Annotated in this window: 1 protein-coding gene and 2 pseudogenes; all 3 read left to right on the top strand. The window is 61.1% G+C overall.

The window, feature by feature from the left end; genetic code table 11:
- A pseudogene (locus ENZ75_RS31930) lies at positions 1-663 on the top strand (5-oxoprolinase); the annotation flags it as partial.
- The gene (locus ENZ75_RS31925) at positions 660-1,154 is read left to right on the top strand and encodes an acetone carboxylase subunit gamma (RefSeq protein ID WP_063169875.1); all 495 of its coding nucleotides are present in this window, start codon (positions 660-662) and stop codon (positions 1,152-1,154) included. The pseudogene ENZ75_RS31930 and the gene ENZ75_RS31925, both read left to right, overlap by 4 nt.
- 87 nt (positions 1,155-1,241) lie before the next feature.
- Positions 1,242-1,357: pseudogene (locus tag ENZ75_RS35790) on the top strand (3-oxoacyl-ACP reductase); the annotation flags it as partial.

The following is a 1,357-nucleotide window of genomic DNA, read 5'->3' as shown; positions in this document are numbered from 1 at the left end:
CATCTGCGGCTCCGCACCTCCGAGCACTCCTCGCGCGTGTTCGACAATGGCGGCATGTGCGGTGGTTATCCGGCGCCGACCTGCCAGAAGCATCGCGCGGTGCGCAACTCAGACATTCACGAACTGGCGGCAAAAGGCGAACCGCTGGCGCATTCGCCCGGCATCGACCCTGACGTCTCCGACTACGAGAAGAACATCGGCGGCGACCATGTCGTGGTCGAAGGCCCCTACATCACCTCGCCGCACAAATCCGGCGACATCTTCAGCCATTCCTACAATGGCGGCGGTGGCTATGGCGACGTGCTGGAGCGCGATCCGATCAAGACGGCATGGGATGTCGAGAACGGCTTTCTCACCCGTGAAGCGGCGGACCAGGTTTTCGGCATTGTGCTGAAGGACGATGAAGACGGTTATCCCGTCGCCGATATCGACGCCACGGTCGAACGCCGCGCCGCCATGCGCAAAGAGCGCCTGGCTAAGGCGATTCCGGTGGCGGATTGGATCGCCAAGGAGCGTGGCCGCGTCGGAAAGGCCGACTTCGCGCCCGAAGTGAAGAAAATGTACGCCAGCGCGATCAAGCTGTCGTCGCGCTTCACCAAGGAATTCAGCGATTTCTGGAACGTCGACGCCAAATCGATCTTCACGCCGGGAGCCAAGCCATGACCTCATACAGCAAGGAAGTTCTGGGCGATCTGGCCGCCGGCAAGCTGCCCTGGCCGCAGACAAGGCGCATCATGAGTGCCTACAAGGATGACGACCGTTTCTTCAAGATGGTTGCCGTCTATCAGGATCGTGTCGCCTGGAAGGACCCGATCCTGCTGCCGGTCTCGGACCATCTGTTCATCTGCCAGAGTGGCGATGAGCGCATTACCCGCTGCGAATGCGGCCACTCCTTCGGCGACTATCGGAAGAACTGGAAGCTCAACGCCGTGATTAACGTGCGCAACACCGAGGAGGCTTTGCGCGAGATCTATCCCAACAGCGATCTCCCTGATCCCGAATGGATGGAAATCCGGGAGTTCATCTGCCCGGAGTGCGGGACGCTGCATGAGGTCGAGGCGGCGGCACCCGGTTATCCCATCGTGTATGATTTCGAACCCGACCTCGAAGGCTTTTATCGCGAATGGCTGGGCAGACCGCTTCAGGGGTCCTGAACGCTCGTCGATGGAGGCTGCGCCGCTGTGATTGCCAAATCCGGTCAGGACTGATTGCCTGCCCAAACGAAGCGGAGACCGTGCGCCATGAACAACCTTTCCGGCCGTAGCGCCATCGTGACCGGCGGTTTCTCGGGCATGGGCTTCGCCATTGCCACGGCTTTGGCCGAGGCTGGGGCCAATGTCGCCGTCGGCTCCTACAT

Origin of the sequence: Mesorhizobium sp. M7A.F.Ca.CA.002.04.1.1, assembly GCF_004022805.1 — a bacterium.
Taxonomy (GTDB): Bacteria; Pseudomonadota; Alphaproteobacteria; order Rhizobiales; family Rhizobiaceae; genus Mesorhizobium; species Mesorhizobium ciceri.
The sequence above is the reverse complement of the archived record's forward strand: the minus strand, read 5'-3'. Positions and strand labels throughout refer to the sequence as shown.